26 protein-coding genes are annotated in these 21595 nt (G+C 70.7%); 22 read left to right on the top strand and 4 right to left on the bottom strand.

Annotated features, from left to right (window positions below; genetic code table 11):
• The first annotated feature begins 68 nt into the window (after nt 1-68).
• On the top strand, nt 69-1913 hold the full coding sequence (locus tag H4Q84_RS04020; protein WP_248582121.1) for a DUF3352 domain-containing protein: 1845 nt from the start codon (nt 69-71) through the stop codon (nt 1911-1913).
• Nucleotides 1914-2068: 155 nt separating this feature from the next.
• The gene (locus H4Q84_RS04015) at nt 2069-2209 is read left to right on the top strand and encodes a hypothetical protein (protein WP_248582120.1); all 141 of its coding nucleotides are present in this window, start codon (nt 2069-2071) and stop codon (nt 2207-2209) included.
• A gap of 198 nt (nt 2210-2407) precedes the next feature.
• Here H4Q84_RS04015 and H4Q84_RS04010 read toward each other — a convergent pair whose 3' ends face one another.
• On the bottom strand, nt 2408-3082 hold the full coding sequence (locus tag H4Q84_RS04010; protein ID WP_248582119.1) for an LON peptidase substrate-binding domain-containing protein: 675 nt from the start codon (nt 3080-3082) through the stop codon (nt 2408-2410).
• A gap of 100 nt (nt 3083-3182) precedes the next feature.
• On the opposite strand from H4Q84_RS04010, the gene hisD reads away from it, so the two are divergent.
• The 12 genes from hisD to H4Q84_RS03950 all read left to right on the top strand — a co-directional run bounded on the left by hisD (nt 3183) and on the right by H4Q84_RS03950 (nt 12682).
• Nucleotides 3183-4499, top strand: coding sequence for a histidinol dehydrogenase (gene hisD / locus H4Q84_RS04005; protein WP_248582118.1), 1317 nt, complete (start codon nt 3183-3185; stop codon nt 4497-4499).
• Entirely contained in the window at nt 4496-5587 is a 1092-nt protein-coding gene (locus H4Q84_RS04000) for a histidinol-phosphate transaminase (RefSeq protein ID WP_248582117.1), read from the top strand. The genes hisD and H4Q84_RS04000 overlap by 4 nt, the downstream gene beginning before the upstream one ends.
• Complete coding sequence (hisB, locus tag H4Q84_RS03995; protein ID WP_248582116.1) at nt 5584-6204, top strand: imidazoleglycerol-phosphate dehydratase HisB; 621 nt, start codon at nt 5584-5586, stop codon at nt 6202-6204. The genes H4Q84_RS04000 and hisB overlap by 4 nt, the downstream gene beginning before the upstream one ends.
• 2 nt (nt 6205-6206) lie before the next feature.
• Nucleotides 6207-6851, top strand: a complete 645-nt coding sequence (gene hisH / locus H4Q84_RS03990; RefSeq protein ID WP_248582115.1) for an imidazole glycerol phosphate synthase subunit HisH — start codon at nt 6207-6209, stop codon at nt 6849-6851.
• Nucleotides 6848-7183: a hypothetical protein gene (locus H4Q84_RS03985; RefSeq protein WP_248582114.1), complete on the top strand. Its 336-nt coding sequence runs from the start codon at nt 6848-6850 to the stop codon at nt 7181-7183. The genes hisH and H4Q84_RS03985 overlap by 4 nt, the downstream gene beginning before the upstream one ends.
• 179 nt (nt 7184-7362) lie before the next feature.
• Complete coding sequence (locus H4Q84_RS03980) at nt 7363-7878, top strand: hemerythrin domain-containing protein (RefSeq protein ID WP_282580339.1); 516 nt, start codon at nt 7363-7365, stop codon at nt 7876-7878.
• Nucleotides 7879-7948: 70 nt separating this feature from the next.
• Nucleotides 7949-8689, top strand: a complete 741-nt coding sequence (gene priA / locus H4Q84_RS03975; RefSeq protein WP_248582112.1) for a bifunctional 1-(5-phosphoribosyl)-5-((5-phosphoribosylamino)methylideneamino)imidazole-4-carboxamide isomerase/phosphoribosylanthranilate isomerase PriA — start codon at nt 7949-7951, stop codon at nt 8687-8689.
• Complete coding sequence (hisF, locus tag H4Q84_RS03970) at nt 8686-9444, top strand: imidazole glycerol phosphate synthase subunit HisF (protein WP_248582111.1); 759 nt, start codon at nt 8686-8688, stop codon at nt 9442-9444. Before priA ends, hisF begins: the two co-directional genes overlap by 4 nt.
• Nucleotides 9445-9469: 25 nt before the next feature.
• Nucleotides 9470-10081, top strand: coding sequence for a LysE family translocator (locus H4Q84_RS03965; protein ID WP_248582110.1), 612 nt, complete (start codon nt 9470-9472; stop codon nt 10079-10081).
• Between the two features lie 32 nt (nt 10082-10113).
• Nucleotides 10114-10998, top strand: coding sequence for an ABC transporter substrate-binding protein (locus H4Q84_RS03960; protein ID WP_248582109.1), 885 nt, complete (start codon nt 10114-10116; stop codon nt 10996-10998).
• A 38-nt stretch (nt 10999-11036) separates the two neighbouring features.
• Nucleotides 11037-11861, top strand: coding sequence for an amino acid ABC transporter permease (locus H4Q84_RS03955; protein WP_248582108.1), 825 nt, complete (start codon nt 11037-11039; stop codon nt 11859-11861).
• A gap of 104 nt (nt 11862-11965) precedes the next feature.
• Nucleotides 11966-12682, top strand: coding sequence for an amino acid ABC transporter ATP-binding protein (locus tag H4Q84_RS03950; RefSeq protein WP_248582107.1), 717 nt, complete (start codon nt 11966-11968; stop codon nt 12680-12682).
• Nucleotides 12683-12811: 129 nt separating this feature from the next.
• Here the strand turns inward: H4Q84_RS03950 and H4Q84_RS23115 are convergent, their stop codons facing one another.
• Both H4Q84_RS23115 and H4Q84_RS03945 read right to left on the bottom strand, forming a co-directional pair.
• Nucleotides 12812-12943 carry a hypothetical protein gene (locus tag H4Q84_RS23115; protein ID WP_282580308.1) on the bottom strand — a complete coding sequence of 44 codons (132 nt, stop codon included), beginning with the start codon at nt 12941-12943 and terminating at the stop codon, nt 12812-12814.
• A gap of 101 nt (nt 12944-13044) precedes the next feature.
• The gene (locus H4Q84_RS03945; RefSeq protein ID WP_248582106.1) at nt 13045-13671 is read right to left on the bottom strand and encodes a TIGR03085 family metal-binding protein; all 627 of its coding nucleotides are present in this window, start codon (nt 13669-13671) and stop codon (nt 13045-13047) included.
• Nucleotides 13672-13794: 123 nt separating this feature from the next.
• Between H4Q84_RS03945 and H4Q84_RS03940 the strand changes: the two genes are divergently transcribed.
• Both H4Q84_RS03940 and H4Q84_RS03935 read left to right on the top strand, forming a co-directional pair.
• The gene (locus H4Q84_RS03940) at nt 13795-15585 is read left to right on the top strand and encodes an ABC transporter ATP-binding protein (protein WP_248582105.1); all 1791 of its coding nucleotides are present in this window, start codon (nt 13795-13797) and stop codon (nt 15583-15585) included.
• On the top strand, nt 15585-17396 hold the full coding sequence (locus tag H4Q84_RS03935; protein WP_248582104.1) for an ABC transporter ATP-binding protein: 1812 nt from the start codon (nt 15585-15587) through the stop codon (nt 17394-17396). The genes H4Q84_RS03940 and H4Q84_RS03935 overlap by 1 nt, the downstream gene beginning before the upstream one ends.
• Nucleotides 17397-17400: 4 nt before the next feature.
• Here the strand turns inward: H4Q84_RS03935 and H4Q84_RS03930 are convergent, their stop codons facing one another.
• Nucleotides 17401-18093 (bottom strand): hypothetical protein, encoded by a 693-nt coding sequence (locus tag H4Q84_RS03930; protein ID WP_248582103.1) that lies wholly within the window; start codon nt 18091-18093, stop codon nt 17401-17403.
• 143 nt (nt 18094-18236) lie between these two features.
• Here H4Q84_RS03930 and H4Q84_RS03925 point away from each other — a divergent pair, with 143 nt between their 5' ends.
• From H4Q84_RS03925 to H4Q84_RS03900, 6 genes are all read left to right on the top strand, one after another.
• A complete protein-coding gene (locus H4Q84_RS03925) occupies nt 18237-19055 on the top strand; it encodes a DUF4397 domain-containing protein (protein WP_248582102.1) in 819 nt (272 codons plus the stop codon).
• Nucleotides 19056-19090: 35 nt separating this feature from the next.
• A complete protein-coding gene (locus tag H4Q84_RS03920; RefSeq protein WP_248582101.1) occupies nt 19091-19837 on the top strand; it encodes a sortase in 747 nt (248 codons plus the stop codon).
• 67 nt (nt 19838-19904) lie between these two features.
• Nucleotides 19905-20264 (top strand): phosphoribosyl-AMP cyclohydrolase, encoded by a 360-nt coding sequence (gene hisI / locus H4Q84_RS03915; RefSeq protein ID WP_248582100.1) that lies wholly within the window; start codon nt 19905-19907, stop codon nt 20262-20264.
• Complete coding sequence (locus tag H4Q84_RS03910; protein WP_248582099.1) at nt 20257-20838, top strand: Trp biosynthesis-associated membrane protein; 582 nt, start codon at nt 20257-20259, stop codon at nt 20836-20838. Before hisI ends, H4Q84_RS03910 begins: the two co-directional genes overlap by 8 nt.
• A 61-nt stretch (nt 20839-20899) precedes the next feature.
• Nucleotides 20900-21133, top strand: a complete 234-nt coding sequence (locus tag H4Q84_RS03905; protein ID WP_248582098.1) for an HGxxPAAW family protein — start codon at nt 20900-20902, stop codon at nt 21131-21133.
• Entirely contained in the window at nt 21105-21557 is a 453-nt protein-coding gene (locus H4Q84_RS03900) for a DUF2752 domain-containing protein (protein ID WP_248582097.1), read from the top strand. The genes H4Q84_RS03905 and H4Q84_RS03900 overlap by 29 nt, the downstream gene beginning before the upstream one ends.
• Nucleotides 21558-21595 lie beyond the last annotated feature (38 nt).

Below are 21595 nucleotides of genomic sequence, written 5' to 3'. Positions count from 1 at the left end.
GGTAGGCTCCGCGGTAATTGTTGTTCGCGGGATGGCAGAACGCCGTCCCATCGTCAGGGGGAGTCACCGTGTCAGATCAGTTCCCGCCGCAGGGTCCGCAGGACCCGCATGGCCAGTCGCCCCAGGGGCAGGCGCCGCAGGGCTACGGCCAGCCCGAGTACCTCACCAGCGGCAGCGGCGAGCCAGTCGGCCCGGCTCCGGTTGCTTCAGCAGGAGGTGGCAAGAAGAAGGCCATCATCGCTGGCGCCGTACTGGGTGGTCTCGCGATCGCCGGCGGCGCTGCCTACGGCATCACGTCGTTCATGAGCGCCGGAGCGCAGGCGGCTGAGGCGCTGCCCGCCGGCACCATCGGCTATGTCTCGGTCAACCTCGACCCGAGCGGTGGCCAGAAGATCGAGGCAATCAAGACGCTGCGCAAGTTCCCGGCGTTCCGCGACGAGGTCGACCTCGACACCGACGACGACCTGCGCAAGCGGCTGTTCGAGGAGATCCAGAAGTCGGGGGCCTGCGAGTCGGTCGACTACGACAAGGACATCAAGCCGTGGCTGGGTGACCGGATGGCCGTGGCCGCCGTCGACACCGGCGCCGAGCAGCCCAGCCCGGTCGCGGTGATCGAGGTCAAGGACGCTGGTGCGGCCGAGGACGGCTTCGCCAAGCTCGAGGAGTGCGGCGGTTCAGCGGCAGCCGAGGGTGGCGACGAGAGCGCCACGGGCGGCTACAAGATCGAGGGCGACTGGGCGATCATCGCCGAGTCCGACGACATCGCCGACAAGGTCGTCAAGGCAGCCGCAGACAAGTCGCTGGCCGACGACGCCTCCTACAACCGGTGGATCGACGAGGCCGGAGACGCGGGCATCGTGAGCATGTACGCCGCCCCGGCCGCCGGCGAGTACTTCGCCTCTCAGCTCGGCATGTTCGAGGACCAGCTGAGCAACCCGCTCGCCGACTCGATGCCCGGTGCCGATACCGACACCGGCTCCGGCTCCGACCTGGGCGTGACCCGCGACGAGCTCAAGGAGATGGGTTTCAGCGACCAGGAGATCGACGACCTCGGCCTGCTCGACGAGACGGCTCCCGAGACGGCTCCCGAGACCCCGACCGAGACGCCTTCGGTCCCGCCCGAGGTGACCGACGCGCTCAAGGACTTCGAGGGCGCCGCGGCCACCATCCGCTTCGACGACGGTGCGCTGGAGGTCGAGTTCGCTGGCGACGCCGGCAAGCAGACCGACACCCTCGCCGGCAGTGACCGCGGTGGCGACGTCGTCGAGACGCTGCCAGAGGACACGCTGCTCGCGGTGGGAGTCGGGTTCGCCGACGGCTGGTTCTCCAAGGCCATGGACCAGTTCTCCAGCATGTCCGGCGAGGAGATGGACCTCGACACGATGATCGCCGACCTCGAGGAGCAGACCGGCCTCGCCTTCCCCGAGGACGTCGAGACACTTACCGGTGAGTCGCTGGCGGTTGCGGTCGGCAGCGACATCGACCCCGAAGCGATCTTCAACGTCGGCGGGCCCGCCGACATCCCCGTGGGCATCAAGATCAAGGGCGACGCCGACGAGATCGACAAGGTCCTCGCCAAGATCGCGCCCCAGTTGGGCGAGCAGGCATCCATGCTCGAGACGGAGTCGAAGGGCGACTACGTCGCGCTGGGAGCCAACGCCGACTACCGCGCCACGCTGGCCGAGGACGGTGGGCTCGGTGACGTCGATGCCTACAAGAGCGTCATCGAGGACTCCGACAAGGCCGGTGCGCTGGTGTTCCTCAACTTCGACGCCAACGGTGACTGGTTGAAGTCGCTCTCCGGGGACGACCCGAGCATCGCCGAGAACGTCGAGCCGCTGTCGGCCTTCGGCATCTCCGGCTGGGTCGAGGACGGCGTCTCGCACGGCGTACTCAAGCTGACCACCGACTGAGGACGAGCGACACCTCCACCGGCCGATCCTGGTCGCGACCACCTCGGTGATCGCGCCGGGGTCGGCCGTTACCGTTGTCTGGTGGATGTCACCGCCTCGTAAGGCCCAGCACCACGATCCGCGCCTAGGTTCGAGGTGAGCCTTGGGAGGCAGTCATGATGTCGATGCACTCGTTAGCAGTCCTGATGATCGGCCTGGTGGTCGCCATCGTTGTGATCGGTGGTCTGCTCGTCGCCCTGCGCGTGTACGGCGCGCGACAGGTCGAGGGCGACCACCCGACGCGTTCTCGCCGCTAGTGGCAGCGGCGGGGTTGCGAAGCGCCTGAGGTGCGGCGTGAAATGGAGCTCAGCCGAGTCAACTACTGATGGTTACCGAAGTTCGACGCCGTCAGCTGCGATCACCCGTCGTTGTTCCACGCTGGCAGGCTGGCATACCGATCCCTCGGCGTCGTGCACGGTTCCCCCAGCCGCTTCCGGGCCCTCAGACGCGAGCCTTCAGTTGGGGGACCATCGGTTCCTGGCGACCTCGGTCGCGGGTAGCGACGGGATCGCGTTCATCGCACGCAGCTCGGCGCGCAGCAGGTCGGTGACCAGGACCAGCCGCTCGGCGGGGTCCTCCGCCTCGAGCAGGCTCTGCCGCTCCGCCATCGGCAGTGGTGCGAGGGCGGCGAGGGTCCAGGAGAGGTACAGCGGGTCGCGGGGGAGCCGGCCGGCGAACGGGTCGCCCCGGAACTCGCTCACCCTGGCCCGGTAGGCGGTGAAGACGGCGCGGGCCCGGTCGACGATCTCGCTGTCGACAGGCGCCTCGGGCTCGGGGAAGTCGCTCACGTGTCCGGCGGGGAACTCGCCGCTGGTCTCGAGTTCGTCGAGGCGGATCCGGTCACGCCCGACCGCGACGATGTCGAAGCTGCCATCAGGGCGCGACTCGACCTCGCCGAGCTGGAGCCGGCAGCCGACCCGGTAGAGCGACTGGGCGCCGTGGTCGCCGACCTCGTAGCCATCACGGATGGCGACCGACCCGAAGACGCGCTGCTCGGGATCGGGCTCGCGAAGCAGGTGGTGGACCAGGGCCCGGTAGCGGTCCTCGAAGACGTGGAGAGGCACCTGCACGCCCGGAAAGATCACGGTGTTCAGCGGGAACATCGGCAAGGTGGGCTGTGGGTCGCTCACGTGACGACACTAGCCCCGCGCCGGACCTGTCACGTGCCGCCTCGCCCGACCGGCGGACGGCGGCGGTGGCCGGCGCGTCGTACCCGCCTAGAATCAGCTCATGATTCGCCGCATCGACCTCCGGGGAGCCGCCAGCCAGGGCGGCCCCGTCGACTACCGCTCCGCCGTGCCGCGGGCCGACTTCGACGTCGAGGCCGCGACCCATCTTGTGCAGCCGGTGTGCGACGCGGTGCGGGCCCGTGGGGTCGACGCGATCGTGGAGTTCACCGAGCGCTTCGACAACATCGTGCAGCACGACATCCGGGTCCCGAGGTCTGCGCTCACCCAGGCGCTGGCCGACCTCGACCCCGCCATCCGGGCGGCGCTCGACGAGTCGATCCGCCGGCTGCGGCTGACGTGCGAGGCCGAGCTCGAGCGCGACGTCGTCACCCAGGTGGCCGACGGCGCCACCGTGACCCACCGGCTGGTGCCGGTCGACCGGGTCGGTCTCTACGTGCCGGGCGGCCTGGCGCCGCTGGTCTCCAGCGTGCTGATGAACGTCGTACCCGCCCAGGTCGCGGGTGTCGGCTCGCTCGCCCTGTCGAGCCCGCCCCAGAAGAACAACGGCGGCCTGCCCGAGCCGACCATCCTGGCGGCGTGCGAGCTGCTGGGCGTCGACGAGGTCTACGCCGTCGGGGGCGCCCAGGCGATCGCGATGTTCGCGTACGGCGCGGGCGACTGCCACCGCGTCGACCTGGTCACCGGCCCCGGCAGCATCCACGTGGTCGCCGCCAAGCGGCTGCTCAAGGGCGTGGTCGGCATCGACTCCGAAGCCGGTCCGACCGAGATCGCGATCCTGGCCGACGACACCGCCGATGCCTCGTACGTCGCGGCCGACCTGGTCAGCCAGGCCGAGCACGACCCGCTGGCCGCGGCGGTGCTCGTCACCGACTCCGAGCGGCTCGCCGACGAGGTCGAGGCCGAGCTCGACAAGCAGGTCTTCGCGACCCGGCACACCGCGCGCATCCAGATCGCGATCGGCGGGCAGCAGTCGGGCATCGTGCTCGTCGACGACATGGAACAGGGCCTCGACGTCGTCAACGCCTACGCCGCCGAGCACCTCGAGATCCACACGGCCGACGCGTCGGCTCTCGCGGGGCGGGTGCGCAACGCCGGCGCGATCTTCGTCGGTGCGTTCGCGCCCGTCTCGCTCGGTGACTACTGCGCCGGGTCCAACCACGTGCTGCCGACCGCCGGCTGCGCGTGCCACTCCAGCGGGCTGTCGGTGCGGTCGTTCCTCAAGGCCGTGCACGTCATCGACTATTCCCGCGATGCATTGGCCGAGGTGGCCGACCACGTCGTCACCCTGGCCGAGGCGGAGGACCTGCCCGGTCACGGCGCCGCCGTGGCGGTGCGATTCGCGGAGCCGTCACGATGACCTTCCCGCCGCTGCGCGAGGAGCTGCGCGGCATCGAGCCGTACGGCGCTCCCCAGCTCGACGTGCCCGTGCAGCTCAACGTCAACGAGAACCCCTACCCGCCGTCGGCCGAGTGCGTGGCCGACATCGCCGAGGCGGTGGCCGACGCCGCGACCAGCCTCAACCGCTACCCCGACCGCGAGTTCGGCGAGCTGCGTGCGGCGCTCGCGACGTACCTGTCGAGCGACACCACCCAGCCGGTGACGCCCGAGCAGGTGTGGGCGGCCAACGGCTCGAACGAGGTCATGCTGCAGCTGCTGCAGGCTTTCGGTGGGCCGGGCAGGTGCGCGCTGAGCTTCGCGCCGACCTACTCGATGTATCCGGAGTACGCCCGCGACGCCATGACCGAGTGGGTCGTCGGCCACCGCGAGACCGACTTCTCGCTCGACATCGGGGCGGCCCGCGAGCTGATCCTCGAACGCCGGCCGGCCGTCGTACTCCTGCCGTCGCCAAACAACCCGACGGGCACCGCGTTGCCGCCCGCCTCGGTGTCGAAGCTGTGCGAGGCAGCAGGCGACGGGATCGTGGTGGTCGACGAGGCGTACGGCGAGTTCCGGCGCCCGGGTGTGCCGAGCGCGCTCGACCTGCTGTCCGAGCATCGCAACCTGGTCGTCTCGCGCACCATGAGCAAGGCGTTCGCGCTGGCCGGTGCCCGGCTGGGCTACCTGGCCGCGGACCCGGCGATCTGTGACGCGATCCGCGTGGTGCGGCTGCCCTACCACCTCTCGGCCGTCACCCAGGCGACCGCGCTCGCAGCCTTGCAGCACGCCCCGGCGCTGCTGGCTCGGGTCGCCGACCTGCGCGCCGAGCGCGACGAGACCGTGACGTGGCTGCGCGCCCAGGGACTGGAGGTGGCCGAGTCCGACGCCAACTTCGCGCTCTTCGGCACCTTCGCCGATCGGCACGCGATCTGGCAGGGTCTGGTCGACCGCGGCGTGCTGATCCGCGAGACCGGGCCCGACGGGTGGCTGCGTGTCTCGATCGGCACAGCGGTGGAGATGACAGCATTCAAGGACGCACTGGTCGACGTGATGAAGGAGCAGGCATGAGCCGCACCGCCAGGCTGGACCGCGCGACCAAGGAGTCGAAGGTCCACGTCTCCGTCGACCTCGACGGCGCCGGTCGCAGCGACATCACGACCGGGGTCGGGTTCTACGACCACATGCTCACGGCGTTCGCGCGGCACTCACTGATCGACCTCGAGGTCCACAGCAACGGCGACACCCACATCGACGCCCACCACACCGTCGAGGACACCGCCATCGTGCTCGGCCAGGCGCTGCGCGAGGCGCTCGGCGACAAGCAGGGCATCCGCCGCTTCGGCGACGCCACCGTGCCGCTCGACGAGGCGCTGGTGCAGGCCGTCGTCGACGTGTCCGGTCGGCCCTACTGCGTGCACAGCGGCGAGCCCGAAGGTCAGGAATACGTCGCGATCGGTGGCGGCGGCCAGCCCGGTGGCGCGGCCTACCAGGGGTCGCTGACCCGGCACGTCTTCGAGACGCTGGCCTTCCACGCCCACCTCGCCCTGCACGTGAGAGTGCTGGGTGGCCGCGACCCGCACCACGTGGTGGAGGCGCAGTTCAAGGCCGTGGCCCGCGCGCTGCGCGACGCGATCGCGCTCGACCCGCGCGAGACCGGTGTGCCGTCGACCAAGGGCACGCTCTGACCGTGGCCGACCAGAAGCCCAGCGTGGTCGTCCTCGACTACGGGTCGGGCAACGTGCGTTCGGTCGTGCGCGCGCTCGAGCGTGCGGGCGCCGACGTCACCCTGACCGCCGACCGAGCGGCCGCGCAGGACGCCGACGGCCTCGTCGTACCCGGTGTCGGTGCCTTCGCCGCCTGCATGGACGGACTCCGAGCCGTGCGCGGGCACGAGGTCATCGGCCGTCGGCTCGCCGGTGGTCGCCCGGTGCTCGGCATCTGCGTGGGCATGCAGGTGCTCTTCGAGACCGGCGTCGAGCACGGCGTGACCAGCGAGGGCTGCGGCGAGTGGCCGGGCACGGTCGAGCGGCTCCGGGCGCCCGTCGTACCCCACATGGGGTGGAACACAGTCGAGGTCCCCGATGGCACGTCGGTCTTCGCGGGCGTCGAGGGGGAGCGGTTCTACTTCGTCCACTCGTACGGCGTCCGCGACTGGACGCTCGTGACCAACGACCGCACCCGCGCGCCACTGGTCACGTGGGCCGAGCACGGCGGTGACCGGTTCGTCGCGGCGGTCGAGAACGGCCCGCTCACGGCCACCCAGTTCCACCCCGAGAAGTCCGGCGACGCGGGTGCCGCACTGCTGCGCAACTGGGTGCTGAGCCTTCGATGAGCAAGGAACGCGCGCGCCGCCGGGTGGAGCGCGAGCGAGAGTCGGCCATCAGGTCGGCGGCCCGCGCTGCCGAGGAGGAGCGTCGCGGCCGAAGCGCCCAGCGCAAGCGGCGGCTGACCGGCTGGGCTCCCGACCGCAGCCACAGCCGGCAGATGGGCGTCCTGGCGCGCCAGCGTCGTCAACAAGTGACGATGTTCGTGACCGGGCTGGTGGTGCTGAACCTGATGATCTGGTTCATCTGGTCGGACCTGCGCCTGCAGGTACTCGCCGCGATGGTGACCATCTTGGGTGCCCCGGTCTTCTACACCCTGATGTTCCCACGCAAACGCTGACTCGTCCTCACGCACCTGCCCCGATATCGGGTCGCGTCGCCGCGCGCGGATGACTATCTTCCCTGCATGGCGACGATGAGCATGAACCAGATCATCCACGCTGCTGTACGCCGCGACGTGGCGCGTACCGAGCACGCCCTGCGCGCGCTGCGCGCTGGTGACGGGGCACGAACCGGCAGCTGCAGCAGGCCTGGCAGAACTTGGTCCGGGAGCTGACCCACCACCACGAGGCCGAGGACCAGCTGGTGTGGCCGTTCCTGCTCTCCCGGGGGCTGGATGCCGAGCTGATGGGAGCCATGGAGGGGGAGCATGCCGCCATGAAGAACGCGCTCGCCGAGGCTGGTCGGGCGATCGACGGTGTCGTTGCCGAGCCGACCGCTTCGCGCGCCCGGGCGGCGGCCGACACCGTGTCGCGGTCGAGTGTGGTCATCAACGACCACCTCGAGCACGAGGAGAGCGACGTCGAGCCGCTCGTCGCGCAGTTCGAGGACGATCCAGAGTGGAAGGCCGTGTCGAAGAAGCTCCGGCCGGCCGCGCTGGCGGACGCCGGGAGCGCCCTGGCCTGGATGCAGGACGGGGCGGGCGAGCGCGAGCTGACCTCGTTGCGGGCGACCATCCCGGGGCCGGTGGTGACGGTGATGGCGCGGGTGTTCGGCCGCCGTTACGCGCGCGAGGTTGCGCCCACCTGGCGCTGACGGCGGGGGCGCGTCTCGCGTCCACACCGCCGTCCACCTGGCTGATCGCCCGACTCCTAGGATCGACCCCATGACCGACCACCTCCAGCTGCTGCCCGCCGTCGACATCGCCGACGGCCAGGCCGTCCAGCTCGTGCAGGGTGTCGCGGGCTCGGAGAAGCGCTTCGGTGACCCCGTCGAGGCCGCGTTGCGCTGGCAGGCGGCCGGCGCCGAGTGGATCCACCTCGTCGACCTCGACGCGGCGTTCGGCCGCGGCCACAACCGGGAGCTGCAGGCCAGGATCGTCGGCGCGCTCGACATCGACGTCGAGATGAGCGGTGGCATCCGCGACGACGAGTCGCTGGAGGCCGCGATGGCCACCGGCTGCCGCCGCGTCAACATCGGCACCGCCGCACTGGAGTCGCCCCAGTGGTGCGCGTCGGCCATCGCGTCGTACGGCGACCGAGTCGCTGTCGGCCTCGACGTGCGTGGCCGCACCCTCGCCGCGCGTGGCTGGACCCGCGACGGCGGTGACCTGTACGACGTGCTGACGCGGCTCGACTCCGAGGGCTGCGTGCGCTACGTCGTCACTGACGTCAACAAGGACGGCATGCTCCAGGGCCCAAACCTGCAGCTGTTGCGCGACGTGTGTGCCGCGACCGACCGGCCGGTCGTCGCCTCGGGTGGCATCACCGAGCTGGCCGACATCGAGGCCCTGCAAGGTCTCGTGACCGACGGGGTCGAGGGGGCGATCGTCGGGACCGCCCTCTACGAGGGGCGTTTCACCCTCGAGGACGCCCTCGCGCTGACCCTGCCCGGGCGGGCGACGTGAGTCTCGCCGTACGCGTCATCCCATGCCTCGACGTCGACGGCGGCCGGGTGGTCAAGGGCATCAACTTCGTCGACCTCCGCGACGCGGGCGACCCCGTCGAGCTCGCGCGCGCGTACGACGCCGAGGGCGCCGACGAGCTGACCTTCCTCGACATCTCCGCGTCATATGAGGGCCGCGCGACCACGATGGAGATCGTGTCGCGCACGGCCGAGGAGGTCTTCATCCCGCTGACCGTCGGCGGGGGAGTGTCGTCGGTCGACGACGTCGACCGGCTGCTGCGTGCCGGTGCCGACAAGGTCGCCATGAACACCGCGGCCATCCACCGCCCCGAGCTGATCAGCGAGGTGGCCGACCGCTTCGGCAACCAGGTGCTGGTGCTCTCTGTCGACGCGCGCCGGGCGAGCACCGACTCCGGCTTCGAGGTCACCACGCACGGGGGCCGCAAGTCGGCCGGGCTCGACGCGATCGAGTGGGCTGCCCGCGCGGCCGAGCTCGGCGCCGGCGAGATCCTGCTCAACGCCATGGACGCAGACGGCACCCAGGATGGCTTCGACCTCGACCTGATCCGCGCCGTACGACGCGAGGTCAGCATCCCGGTCATCGCGTCGGGCGGCGCCGGCCGGGCCGAGCACTTCGCTCCAGCGGTCGAGGCCGGTGCCGACGCCGTACTCGCCGCCACCGTGTTCCACTTCGGCACCCTGCGCATCGGTCAGGTCAAGGACGCGCTCTCGGCTGCGGGACACCCTGTCCGCTGACGCGGATCCGGTCTAGCGTGGCGCCATGGTCCTGACGTTCCTGCTGACCTCGCTGGTCATCGTCGCGACGCCCGGCACGGGCGCGCTCTTCACCCTGGCCGCCGGCCTGACCCGCGGAGCCAAGGCGAGCGTGCTCGCTGCGTTCGCCTGCACGCTCGGCACCGTGCCGCACATGGTCGCCGCCGTCACCGGCCTGGCCGCCGTACTGCATGCGAGCGGAGTGGCGTTCCAGGTCATCAAGTACGCCGGCGTGGCCTACCTGCTGTACATGGCCTGGACGACATGGCGCGACCAGGGCGCCCTCGGCGTCGACGAGGACGCTGGCCCTGCGTCGTGGCGGAGCGTTGTCTGGTCCGGCATCACGCTGAACCTCCTCAACCCCAAGCTGACGATCTTCTTCTTCGCGTTCCTGCCACAGTTCGTGCCCGCGGGGCAGCCCGGCAGCCTGGTGAAGATGCTCGTCCTCAGCAGCGTCTTCATGGCCATGACGTTCGTGGTTTTCGCCGGCTACGGGCTCGCGGCCGCCGCCCTGCGTGACAAGGTGCTGAGCCGGCCGCGGCTGGTGGACCGGATCCGCAAGGTCTTTGCCGTGACGTTCGCCGCACTCGCCGGACGACTGGCGGTCGAGACGCGCTGACCGGACGCCGTACGCGGTTCTAGGATTCGGCCATGCCTACGACCAAGCCACTGACTGCCGGCCTCGCCGGTCTCGCCGCCTCGATCGTCCTCCTCACCGCGTGCGGTGCGCCGGTCGACGAGGAGCCCACTGCGACCGACGCCTCTTCATCGGAGCCAGCTGCGCCCGACTGCACCGCAGACCAGCTTGAGACGTACGCCGACGGCGTGCTCACCATCGCCACCGACGACCCGGCCTACGGCCCGTGGTTCGTCGACAACGACCCGTCCAACGGCCAGGGCTACGAGTCGGCGGTCGGGTTCGCGGTCGCCGAGCAGCTCGGCTTCACCGCCGAGCAGGTCGAGTGGGTGACCGCGCCGTTCAACGCGGTGGTGAGCCCGGGGGAGAAGAAGTTCGACTTCGATCTCAACCAGGTCTCGATCACCGAGAAGCGCAGGAACGCCGTCGACTTCTCCGCCGGCTACTACGACGTCCGGCAGACCGTGATCACCACCAAGGGCAGCGCCATCGACGGGGCGACCTCGCTGGCCGACCTCAAGGACGCCAAGCTCGGCGCCCAGGTGGGCACGACGAGCTACGTCGCGATCACCGACCAGATCCAGTCGAGCGAGCAGGCCGCGCCGTACGACACCAACGACCAGGCCGTGCAGGCGCTCGAGAACGGCCAGATCGACGGCATCGTCGTCGACCTGCCCACGGCGTACTACATGACCGCGGCCCAGCTCGACGCGGGCGTGATCGTCGGACAGCTGCCCGCGGCGTCCGGTGACGTGGAGCAGTTCGGAGCGGTGCTCGACAAGGGCAGCCCGCTCACGACGTGCGTCAGCCAGGCGGTCGACGCACTGCGCGAGGACGGCACGCTCGACCAGCTTGCCGAGGAATGGCTGGCCCAGCAGGGCGCTCCCGAGCTCTCCTGATGAGCTCGGGAACGACTGACGGCTGGCAGCCTTCGGCGGTGCAGGTCGAGCGCGACGAGTTTCGTCGTCGTCGCACGATCCGCAGTGCGCTGGTGGCTGCCGCCAGCACGACCGTCCTGCTCGGCGGCGCGACGGCCCTCGTCGTCACCTCGCCCGGCTGGGAGCGGGTCCGCGAGACCTACTTCAGCTGGGACAAGGCGGTCGAGTCGTTCCCTGCCGTGCTCGACGGGCTGTGGCTCAACATCCGCGTGATGGCGGTGTGCGCGGTCGTGATCGTGGCGCTGAGCCTGACGATCGCGGTGATGCGCACGATCCGCGGTCCGGTCGCGTTCCCGCTGCGCCTGATCGGCACGGTCTACGTCGACGTGTTCCGCGGCCTGCCCCTGCTGCTCGTGCTGTTCCTGCTCGGCTTCGGTGGCCCGGCGCTGAACCTGTCGGGACTGCCGCGGTCGGCGCTGTTCTGGGGATGTACGGCGCTGGTGCTGTCCTACTCGGCCTACGTCGCCGAGGTCTTCCGGGCCGGCATCGAGTCGGTGCACCCGTCCCAGCGACTGGCCGGCCGGTCAATGGGTCTCAGCACCTCGCAGACGCTGCGCCACGTCGTACTCCCACAGGCCTGGCGCCGGGTGCTGCCGCCGTTGATGAACGACCTGGTGTCGCTCCAGAAGGACTCCGGGCTGATCGCAGTGCTCGGCGTCATCGACGCGATCAGGGCCGCGCAGATCGAGACGGCCGTCGACTTCAACTACACGCCGTACGTCGTCGCGGGGGTGTTGTTCATCTGCCTGACGATCCCGATGGCGCGGGCGACGGACTGGTACGCGCGCAAGCAGGGGTTCCACGGGGCCGGGGGGATGATGTGAGCGAGCGAGCGAGCTCACCCACAAGCGATGTGAGCGACCGAGTCGAGCGAGGAACGAGCGGGCGACCGAGCTCACGCGCGAGTGCCGGGAGCGCGCTGCTGGAGATGAGCGGGGTGCGCAAGACCTTCGGCTCACACGTGGTGCTGCGCGACATCGACCTGGCCGTCGAGCCCGGGCAGTGCGTCGTCCTCATCGGGGCGTCCGGGTCGGGCAAGTCGACGCTGCTGCGCTGCGCCAACCTGCTCGAGACGATCGACGACGGCGTGATCACGTTCGAGGGCGAGGACGTCTCCGACCCGCGCGTGGACGCCGACGCGGTGCGTGCGCGGATGGGGCTGGTCTTCCAGTCCTACAACCTGTTCCCGCACCTGAGCGTGCTCGGCAACGTCACCCTCGCGCTGCGCAAGGTGCACGGCGTGGCGAAGGACGAGGCCGACGAGCGGGGTACGGCGATGCTCGAGCGCGTGGGGCTCGCTGAGAAGGCAGCCGCGCGCCCCGACGACCTGTCCGGCGGTCAGCAGCAACGCGTTGCGATCGCCCGCGCGCTGGTGGCGAACCCCGGCCTCATGCTGCTCGACGAGGTCACCTCGGCACTCGACCCGGAGCTGGTGGGGGAGGTCCTCGACCTGCTCACCGGCCTGCGGGACGACGGCGTGACGATGCTGCTGAACACCCACGAGATGGGCTTCGCGCGTGATGTCGCCGACACGGTCTGCTTTCTTCACGACGGCGTGATCCACGAGACGGGCACTCCCGAGCAGGTGCTTGGGGACCCTCAGGAGCAGCGCACCCGCGCGTTCCTGTCTCGTCTGCGGACCTGACGCCCGGCGCTCAGCGGATGCAGCCGGCCGTCAGGCCGACCTTGCGGAGGCCGGTGAGGTCGCCCGCACCCCACTGCAGGGGAGGCGAGCCATTGCCGGTGATGGCCGGGGTACATGTGCTGGAGCGGGTCAGCCGACGACGGCGGTCGAGGCCGACCAGGTCGCGGAGGTCCGGGTCTTCGACGGGCGGGCTGCATCGGCCGAGGCGGCGAAGAGACCCGACATCACGAGCATGCCGGTCGTGATGGCGGCAACGGGCATCGCGAGTCGTCTGGTCGTGCTTGCCTCCGGGGAATCGGGTGGGGGGTGGCCTCCTCGGTCTGCGCCGGCGGGAGCCCGCGCGAACCCCGCCACCCGAGGGGCTAGATGCCCAGGTCGGCGGCGCGCAGTGCGTCCACGCGGTCTGCCGGGCCGTCGTACACGAGACCCTCGGTAGGCCGGTTGTACAGCATCAGCACCAGCTCTGCGGGCACCCCCGTCACCACGACCGGGTCGTCGCCGCGGCGCAGGGTCGCCGTGGCGCCGGTGCCGGCACGCACGAGACGGACGGGCACGCCGGCCGGCCGGACGAGGCCAGGTCCGAGGACGCGGGTCGCCTGCCAGAGCAGGCTGGACGCGCCGGCTCCGATCTCGCGCGGGGTCCAGTCGGTCCGGACCCGGCGCAGGTCCTCGTGGTGGACGAAGAACTCGACGGAGTTGATGAGTGCGTCGGCTCCGGGAAGCAACAGCAGGGGCGACGGCCTGCGCAGCCGTTTGACCAGCTTCTTGAAGGGCTCGTGTGCGAGCCCGGCCATGGCCCGGTCGGTGAGGCCGGAGAGCGGAGAGATGAGCATGCCGGGAGCGCCCAGCGGGCTGCGCTCGCGCACCAGCAGGTGGATCACCAGCTCTTTGACGTTCCACTCGCCGCACCGGGTCGGGGCGTCCGGGCCGACCTCGAGAGCGAGGTCGCAGAATGCAGCGCGCTCCTGACGCGCGAAGGTGGTCGACACGTTCGACACCATAGATGCCCGAGAAACGATTGGGTGAGTGTCGGTGGTGGGGAATAGCCTGACGGGGCCCGATGGTTGCGGGCGAGTGATGACGGGGAGGCGAGCGCGCGAGTGAGTGACCAGATGGATCGGTCAGCAGGCAGGAGCGATCGACGGGGCACGACCGGCGCGGGGTTCCGTGTCCTGGCCGTCGGCATCCGGCGGGAGCCGGGCATCTTCACGCTCTCCACGCTCGGCAGCGTGCTCTTCGCGGTCCTCACCGTGGCCGATGCCTGGGTGCTCGGCTGGTCCACCGACCACGTCGTGATCCCGGCCTTCCGCGACGGCGAGATCGGCGCCGGCCTCATCTGGGCGGTCGTCGGCCTCTTCCTGGGCGTGGCCATCCTGCGCGCCGTCGGCATCGTCGCGCGGCGCCTCGGCGCCGGCGTCATGCAGTACCGCATGCAGGCGCACACCCGACGGGCCGTCACCCGGCAGTACCTCTCCCTCCCCATGGAGTGGCACCAGCGCCACCCGACCGGCCAGCTGCTCTCCAACGCCTACTCCGACGTCGAGGCGGCCTGGGGCCCGATCGCGCCGCTGCCGATGGCACTGGGCACTCTGGTGATGATGGTCATCGCGATCGGGCAGATGCTCGTCGCCGACGTCGTGATGGCCGTGGTGGGGCTGCTGGTCTTCCCGGCCGTCGTCGTTGCCAACCTCGCCTACCAGAGGCTGGCCTCGCCCCTGATGACTCGTGCGCAGGGCCTCCGTGCCGAGGTCAGCGAGATCGCCCACGAGTCGTTCGACGGCGCGATGGTCGTCAAGACCCTGGGTCGCGAGACCGAGGAGACCGACCGCTTCACCGCCCGGGCTCACGAGCTCCGCGACGTCAACATCCGCGCCGGCCGCATCCGCGCGGCGTTCGACCCGACGCTTGCCTCGCTGCCCAACCTCGGTGTCCTGGTCGTGCTCGCGGTCGGCGTCGAGCGGGTGATGAGCGGCGCGACCGATGCGGGTGACGTGGTCACCGTCGCCTACCTCCTGACCATCGTCTCGTTCCCGATCCGAGCCATCGGCTGGCTGCTCGGCGAGTTCCCGCGCAGCGTCGTGGGCTATCGCCGGGCCAAGGCCGTGATCGACGCGACCGGCTCCATGGAGTACGGCGCGGCCACCCTGCCGACGGTCGCGCGCGGCGCCCGCCTCGAGGTCGACCACCTCGCCTACTCCTATGACGCCTCGGTGCCGCTCCTGCGGGACCTCTCGTTCTCCGTCGAGCCCGGCCACACGGTCGCCATCGTCGGCGCCACCGCGTCCGGCAAGAGCACGCTCACCAACCTGATGGCCCGCCTCGTCGACCCCGACGCCGGTGCGATCATTGTCGACGGCACCGACCTGCGCGACCTCCGTCCCGGCGCGCTCGCCGAGGCCGTTGCCACCGTTTCGCAGACCGCGTTCCTCTTCGACGACACCGTGCGCGGCAACGTCACGCTGGGTGCCGACATCTCCGACGCAGACGTCTGGGCGGCGCTGCGCGACGCTCAGGCCGACGGGTTCGTGGCTGCCCTCGAGCACGGTCTCGACACCACCCTCGGCGAGCGTGGCACGTCGCTCTCGGGTGGCCAGCGCCAGCGCATCTCGCTGGCCCGGGCGCTGGTCCGCCGACCCCGCCTGCTGATCCTCGACGACGCCACGTCGGCGGTCGACCCGGAGGTCGAGGCCCGCATCCTGGCCAGCCTGCGCAAGGGCTCGGGTGACACGTCGCTGGTCGTGGTGGCCTACCGCAAGGCGACCATCGCGCTGGCCGACGAGGTCGTCCACCTCGAGGACGGCCGCATTCTCGACCGAGGCACCCACGCCGAGCTGCTCCGACGTAGCCCCGGCTACGCCCACCTCGTCAACGCCTACGAACACGTCCCTGCCGAGGAGAGCTGATGACCGCCGTGACCACCGAGCGCCGTGCCGTCGGCCCCGGAGTCGACTCCGGCGAGGACATCGGCGCGATGGAGACGATCCGCCGCGGCGTGCACTTCTCGCCCGAGCTGCGAGAAGGCATCGGCGTGACCCTGCTTCTCGCGGTAGTCGCCTCGCTCGGTCAGATCATCGTGCCGGTCGCGGTCCAGCAGACCCTCGACCGCGGGCTCGCCGGGTCAGGTGGCCCCGACGTCTCGTTCGTCGTGTGGATGGGAGTGATCTGCGCGGTCGCCATCGCGGTGACCAGCACCGCGTCGTACCTCATGACGAGTCGGCTGTTCACCACGTCCGAGCGCGGGCTGGCGACGCTGCGCATCAAGGCTTTCCGTCACGTGCACGATCTGCCGCTCCTCACCCAGAACACCGAGCGTCGCGGCGCCCTGGTCTCGCGGGTCACAACCGACGTCGACCAGGTCAGCCAGTTCCTGGTCTTCGGCGGCCTGATCTTCGTCGTCAGCGTCGGCCAGATGCTGGTGGCGACGGTGATCATGGTGATCTACAGCTGGCAGCTCGCGCTGGTCGTCTGGCTGGCCTTCGCGCCGCTGTTCGCCTCGATCCGCTACTTCCAGCGCAAGCTGTCGGCCGCCTACAGCGTCGTACGCCGCCAGGTCGGCGTGCTGCTCTCGGCGATCTCCGAGCCGGTCGTCGGCGCCGCGGTGGTCCGGTCGTACGCCGTCGAGGGCCGCACCCAGCAGCGCATCGACGAGGCGATCGACGAGTTTAAGGACGCCAGCACGCGGGCCCAGAAGTTCACCGTCGTGTCCTTCTCCCTGGGCGGCATCTCCGCCGGCCTCGCCAACGCCGGAGTGCTGGTCGTGGGTGTGCTGCTCGGGTTCACGACCGACATGACCCCCGGCACGATCCTGGCCTTCGCGTTCCTCGTGACGTTGTTCGTCGGGCCGGTGCAGATGGGCACCCAGATCCTCACTGACGCGCAGAACGCCATCGCCTCCTGGCGTCGCGTCATCGGCATCCTCGAGACGCCTGCCGATCTCGTCGACCCGGGGGAGGAGGGCCACGACCTGCCCCGCGGCCCGATCGACGTCTGCTTCGAGGACGTGACGTTCGCCTACCCCGGCGGTCCACCGGTGCTGCGCGACGTCACGATGGGCATCGCGTCCGGCAGCCGCATCGCCATCGTCGGGGAGACCGGGTCCGGCAAGTCGACGTTCGCCAAGCTGCTGACCCGGCTGATGGACCCGACCGAAGGGTCGGTCCTGCTCGACGGCATCGACGTGCGCGAGGTCCGCCAGGCAAACCTGCGCAAGAGCGTCGTACTCGTGCCGCAGGAGGGTTTCCTGTTCGACGACACCATCACCGCCAACGTTCGCTACGGACGGCTGGGCGCCACCGAGGCAGAGATTCTGGCCAGCGCCGAGGAGCTCGGCCTGGCCGACTGGATCGCCGGACTGCCGGGCGGTCTGGCGACCAAGGTCGGCCAGCGAGGTGAGTCGCTGTCGGCCGGGGAGCGCCAGCTCGTGGCCCTGCTGCGAGCCCACCTCGCCGACCCCGACCTGCTCGTCCTCGACGAGGCGACGTCGTCGGTCGACCCGGCTCTCGAGATGCGCATCGGCCGTGCCCTCGAACGGCTGATGACCGGTCGGACCAGCGTCACCATCGCCCACCGGTTGTCCACCGCCGAGGCCGCCGACGAGGTCGTAGTGGTCGACCGCGGACGCATCGTCCAGCGCGGCCCGCACGCCGCGCTCGTCGGAGTCGAAGGTGTCTACGCAGGCCTGCACGCGTCCTGGATGGCCCAGCAGTCGCACTGACCGCTCAGACTGGGGGCAGGTCGACCTGGGCCACCACGGTCGAGTCGCCGGCAGAGATCGGTGTGGTCGCCCAGCCGCCGTCGGTCTCTCGGCCGCACAGCTGGTCGGTGATCGGCAGGTCGGGGCACACCATGTTGAGTACTACGGCGCCGCGCACCCGCACCACCACCGGCACATCGGTCTCCGCCTCGTCGAAGGTGAGCGGGCGGACCTGGAGAAGGGCCCGACCGGGCGGAGCGGACGCCCGGTGGCTCGTCACGCCGATCAGGCGGTAGGTCAACGTGACGCTGCGGGTACGCCGAGGCAGGGCGACCGTCCACCGTCCGGAAACCGTCTGCCTCGGCTCGATCGCCACGCCGTTGACCGTGAGATCGACCACGCTCGGCTGCGTGCCCTGGGGACGCGCGGCGGGAGGGAGGGTCAGCCGCAGCGATGCGATGGGTGCGTCGATACGCATCGTCTCGACGGCCGTGATCGCTCCGGACGGGCGGACCGTGATCATGAGCGACAGAGCTGACTCGACCACATCCGGATGCGCGGCCCGCGGCTCCACCGCCTCGGGGCGAGTGAGGACGTAGGCGGCAATGGCGACGATCAGGACGAGATACACCGCGACGAGGGCCAGTCGCCCGTCCAACAGCGGGTCAGGGTCGGGCCCGCCTTCGTCGTCGTCCGAACCCGATCTCTGCGCCGTCATCGTCCCACCGAACCTGGCGTTGTGTCCCCGACCCCGACCGTACGGCGGTGAGCCCGGCCACGAGACCCGCAGATTGGGTATGCGCGCACCGCCACTGCGGGGTGACAGTAGAAACCCAACACTCAGGCCTCAGGGGGCTCGCGGTGGCAATCATCCGTATCGGTGTGGGCCTAGTGCTCACGACCTTGCTCATTTCACCCGCGGCCGCTGAGGCAGCAAAGCCGACGATGGCATCGGCGTACTTCGTGCAGGGCGTCACCGGCTCGACCTGGAGCGTGACCGTCGACGGCGAGGAGCTCGACGACAATGTCGACGGCAAGGGCATCGTCGGGCCCTTCAAGCTCGAGGCCGGGAAGCACCAGATCGGCGCCATCAACAACGGCAGTGGCGCTGAGGTCGGCGCGATCTTCACGGTGAACGCGGGCGAGAGCGTCGACGTGGTGCTGCACCGCCCGGTGGACCCGACGGACCCAGCCATCATCACGACCTTCGACAACAACCTCACCTCGGTGCCGTCGGGCAGCGGGCGGTTGACGATCGCTCACACTGCGGCAGCTCCACCTACCGACATCCGGGTCAATGGCGACGTGCTCCTGGCCGATGTCGCGAGCGGCGAGGCGGCGTCCACGATCGTGCCGCAGGGCGTCTATCCCGTCGACGTCGTGCGGACGGCCACCGCAGGCCCGGCCGTGCTGGGACCGGTCGACCTCAAGGTCGCCGGCAGCGCGCTCACCCGGGTGTTCGCGGTCGGCGTGGCCGCCGACCAGACGATGGATGCGGTCGTCCAGGTGTTGCCGGTCGCCGAGACCGACGCCACGGCGCCCACGGGTGTGCCGGCCGGGACCGGAGGACAGGCGGCCGCGGCCGGGACTTCGGGCTGGGGCGGTGCGATCGGGCTGGCGGGCCTGCTCGCCGGGTCGCTTGTCGTGGCCCTTGGCCTGCGCCGTCTGCGTTCGGTTTGACCCGGCCCGCACGGACCAGGAGCAAGGGTGGCGCCGTGACGACTGAAGGACGGCGGCGGCTGGCTGCCTGCCTGCTGGTGGCACTCGGAATTGCGGCGATGGTCGCGGGCCTGCGGCTGCTCATCGAGCCTGCGGGCACGACGGTCTCAGCGTCGGTGCCCCCTCCCGCACCGAAGGTCCATCTCGAGGGCGCCGCGCCGGGGTCCCGCCTGGAGGTGTCGGAGCCGCTGGCGCCGGGAGTGAGCACCTTCGGCGCCACACCGGACGGTACGTCCTTGCCCGAGGCGGCTCGGGCCCCGGCAGCGCACCCCGAGCTGGCCCCCTTCGAGCCCGTGTCGGTGCAACTGCCGGGCAGCGGTGCTGCGAACATCGATCCCGTGGCCACCGGACGCGACGGAAACCTCGGCCTGCCGGAGGACCCCAGTCGGATGGGCTGGTGGACCGGAGGGTCGCGCGCGGGCTCGCCGTACGGCGGGGTCGTGGTCGCGGGCCACATTGACTCCAGAAGCTTCGGCATCGGCTTCGCGGCCAAGCTCGCCGACCTGCAGACCGGCGACCGGGTCGTGCTCACCGGTGGGCACCAGAAATTGGCCTACGTGGTGACCGAGCGCTACCTGCTGCCGCGTGACCGGGTGGATCGGCTGGTGTCGTTGTTCTCCCAGCGCACCAAGCCCCGGCTGGTGCTGCTCACGTGCGGTGGGAGCTACCGCCCCGACCTGGGCTACTCCGACAACCTGGTCGTCGAGGCTGTCCCGGACGGGGTGCCGCGGTCGTTGTCCTGAGCGGGGGATCAGGTCGATGGTGCAGCCGGCCCGACGCGCGGTTCGGCACAGCCGCGATACTGGAGGCGTGACCGACCTCGACCCCGCGATTGCCACGCGGCTCACCCGCAACCCCGACGGCCTCGTGCCGGCGGTGGTCCAGCAGCATGGCACCGGTGAGGTGCTGATGCTGGGCTGGATGGACGACGAAGCGCTGGCGCGGACCCTGGCCACCGGCCGGGCGACGTACTGGAGCCGCAGCCGTCAGGAGTACTGGGTCAAGGGCGACACATCCGGGCACGTCCAGCACGTGCGTGGCGTCCGCCTCGACTGCGACGGGGACACCCTGCTCGTCACCGTCGACCAGGTCGGGGCGGCCTGCCACACCGGTGACCACACCTGTTTCGACGCCGACGTGCTGCTCGAGGATCAGCCGACCGATGGCTGACTCTCGCCCTACGTTCGGGCCGGTTGTGCTGCTCGGCCTGGCCTCCGCCGGCCTCGGTGCCGTGGCGGGCAGCAAGGAGCTGGTCAGCGCGGATCTCGGCAGCGCGGAGCCCAACGCTGCCTTCGCGTCGACCCTGGTGATCGGGGCCGGGCAGCTGCCGCTGGCCGGCGCACTCTCCCTGGTCCTGCTGGCCTGTTGGGGGGTCCTGCTCGTGACGCGCGGGCGCGTACGACGCGGCGTGACCTGGTTGGCCCTGCTCGCCGCTCTCGGTCTGGTGACGACCATGATCACCGGCTGGTTCACCCTCGCCGACCAGTTCCGCACCGCGCTGGGCGAGGTCACCGAGGCGGACATCGACATCACGTGGTCCGCCTGGTTCTGGGTCGCATGCGTCGGCGCGGTGCTCTCGCTCGTCGCTGCGGCCGCAGCCGTGCGCTTCGTCGGCACCTGGCCCGAGATGGGCAGCAAGTACGACGCGCCGACCGACCAGCGGCGCCGCCTCGCCGATGCCGAGACCGACGAGAGCCAGGACTTGTGGAAGGCCATCGACGAGGGGCGCGACCCCACCGCCTGACGCATCTCCTAGACTCGGCCAACAGCACCCCGCCCCCTCCGGCACAGCACAGGAGCACCTCATGGCTGACAACCACGGCAACACCCCCGCGGCATGGACGGCGGTCGGGGTGGCCATGCTCGGCTTCCTGGTCGGCAGCATCGCGCTGATGCTCAGCCCGGTCAGCGTGACGCTGTTCTGGGTCGGCCTGGCGCTGGGCGCGATCGCGCTGCCGATATTCCTCGTGATGGCCAAGCTGGGTCTCCACGACCACGCGACCGACCACCGTGGCTACGCACCCGACGCCACCCGCTGACCTCGCGGGCCGGCGCGACGTCGAGCCTTCCCGGGCCCGGCGGCTGGCCTCACCTCTGGGTACGGCGGCCCTGGCCGCCATCGCGACGACCGCGCTGCACGTCCGCGACCCGCACGTCGGCGGCTCGTGGGGCGCGTGTCCGACCGCGTTGCTGGGCTTTGCGTGTCCGTTCTGCGGCGGCCTCCGCGCCGTCAACGACCTGACCAACCTCGACATCGGCGCCGCGGCGTCCAGCAACCTGCTCCTCGTCGTCGCCCTGCCGGTCATCGTCCTCTTGTGGGTACGACGCGTCGCAGCGTGCTGGCGCGGGGGGACCGTGATGGCGCCGCTGGCCCCGCCGATGTGGATGTGGTGGGCGCTGGCCGCCGTAGCCGGCGGCTTCATGCTGCTGCGCAACCTGCCCGGCAGCTGGCTCGCGCCCTGAAGGAGTCTGCTGAAGCGTCGGCTCTGCTGCGCGACGCG

It is taken from the genome of Nocardioides sp. InS609-2 (genome assembly GCF_023208195.1).
Classification (GTDB): domain Bacteria; phylum Actinomycetota; class Actinomycetes; order Propionibacteriales; family Nocardioidaceae; genus Nocardioides.
Note: the sequence above shows the minus strand (reverse complement) of the source record. Positions and strands in the feature narration are given on the sequence as shown.

What these genes read in the sequence shown, in the direction of transcription:
- H4Q84_RS04015 (WP_248582120.1), top strand. Translation starts at nt 2,069, where the DNA reads ATGATGTCGATGCACTCGTTAGCAGTCCTGATGATCGGCCTGGTGGTC.
- hisD (WP_248582118.1), top strand. Translation starts at nt 3,183, where the DNA reads ATGATTCGCCGCATCGACCTCCGGGGAGCCGCCAGCCAGGGCGGCCCC.
- H4Q84_RS04000 (WP_248582117.1), top strand. Translation starts at nt 4,496, where the DNA reads ATGACCTTCCCGCCGCTGCGCGAGGAGCTGCGCGGCATCGAGCCGTAC.
- hisB (WP_248582116.1), top strand. Translation starts at nt 5,584, where the DNA reads ATGAGCCGCACCGCCAGGCTGGACCGCGCGACCAAGGAGTCGAAGGTC.
- H4Q84_RS03985 (WP_248582114.1), top strand. Translation starts at nt 6,848, where the DNA reads ATGAGCAAGGAACGCGCGCGCCGCCGGGTGGAGCGCGAGCGAGAGTCG.
- priA (WP_248582112.1), top strand. Translation starts at nt 7,949, where the DNA reads ATGACCGACCACCTCCAGCTGCTGCCCGCCGTCGACATCGCCGACGGC.
- H4Q84_RS03965 (WP_248582110.1), top strand. Translation starts at nt 9,470, where the DNA reads ATGGTCCTGACGTTCCTGCTGACCTCGCTGGTCATCGTCGCGACGCCC.
- H4Q84_RS03960 (WP_248582109.1), top strand. Translation starts at nt 10,114, where the DNA reads ATGCCTACGACCAAGCCACTGACTGCCGGCCTCGCCGGTCTCGCCGCC.
- H4Q84_RS03950 (WP_248582107.1), top strand. Translation starts at nt 11,966, where the DNA reads ATGAGCGGGGTGCGCAAGACCTTCGGCTCACACGTGGTGCTGCGCGAC.
- H4Q84_RS23115 (WP_282580308.1), bottom strand. Translation starts at nt 12,943, where the DNA reads ATGCCCGTTGCCGCCATCACGACCGGCATGCTCGTGATGTCGGGTCTC.
- H4Q84_RS03940 (WP_248582105.1), top strand. Translation starts at nt 13,795, where the DNA reads ATGGATCGGTCAGCAGGCAGGAGCGATCGACGGGGCACGACCGGCGCG.
- H4Q84_RS03935 (WP_248582104.1), top strand. Translation starts at nt 15,585, where the DNA reads ATGACCGCCGTGACCACCGAGCGCCGTGCCGTCGGCCCCGGAGTCGAC.
- H4Q84_RS03930 (WP_248582103.1), bottom strand. Translation starts at nt 18,093, where the DNA reads ATGACGGCGCAGAGATCGGGTTCGGACGACGACGAAGGCGGGCCCGAC.
- H4Q84_RS03910 (WP_248582099.1), top strand. Translation starts at nt 20,257, where the DNA reads ATGGCTGACTCTCGCCCTACGTTCGGGCCGGTTGTGCTGCTCGGCCTG.
- H4Q84_RS03905 (WP_248582098.1), top strand. Translation starts at nt 20,900, where the DNA reads ATGGCTGACAACCACGGCAACACCCCCGCGGCATGGACGGCGGTCGGG.